The organism is Aeromonas rivuli (genome assembly GCF_000820045.1).
Lineage (GTDB): Bacteria > Pseudomonadota > Gammaproteobacteria > Enterobacterales > Aeromonadaceae > Aeromonas > Aeromonas rivuli.
This window is the reverse complement of record NZ_CDBJ01000080.1, coordinates 1-742: the sequence shown is the minus strand read 5'-3', so window position 1 is coordinate 742 and position 742 is coordinate 1. Positions and strand designations below refer to the sequence as shown.

Genomic DNA, 742 nt, shown 5'->3' with positions numbered 1-742 from the left:
CAGAAAGCCCGGTTCGGCGTGAGCGGCACTGATGGTGATGCCATCTTCCCACCAGGGGGCGCTGGCATCGGCCAGTACGGGGGCTTGCAGGTCATGGCTAAGCGGTGTCGGTTTAGTCATGGAGGGTGACCTCAAGCTGATTCAGGCGCGGGATGGCCAGGGCGGAGACGATGTCTTCCTCGGCAAAGCGCAGGCTCTTGAGCTGCGGGAACTGGCTGTGTAACTCCCGGCCCAACTGGGAGAGGGAGAAGCGCGACTGGGGCCAGGTGCGGGTGACGCTGGGGAAATCCGCAGACTGACGAAAGGCCGCCTTCACCAGGTTCTCGGCGCCCGCCTTGAGCGCAGTTCGCTGCGCCTCGCTGAGGTTGGCTTGTGGCCACAGCTCCAGGGTGAGGTCGTGCTGGGTTTCGGGGATGCTCATCACGAACAGGTCATCCCCATGGCCATGGTTGCCCTGGCGGCCCACGTAGTCGTTGAGCTGGGCGGTGAGGCTGGCCGGGGTCGGCCCCACTTCCAGCAGGATATAGGCGTTGGCGGTGCCGGGGCCCCGGGGGGCGTCATGCTCGAAGAAGATGTGATCGGCGCGAATGCCCGCCACGCTGGCCAGCATCGAGCGGTAAATCGCATCGATGTGATAGCGGCCCACTGCCGAGAACTGGTTCTGGATGCGCAGCCCCAGGGCATCGTTGCTCTCGGCGTCGCTGCCCTGGGTGGTGATCCACTCCTTGTCGTCGTTGCGCGC

Annotated in this window: 1 pseudogene; it reads right to left on the bottom strand. The window is 65.2% G+C overall.

What is annotated here, in order from left to right:
• Positions 1-112: 112 nt before the first annotated feature.
• Positions 113-742 (bottom strand): annotated as a pseudogene (locus tag BN1130_RS18535) (baseplate J/gp47 family protein); the annotation flags it as partial.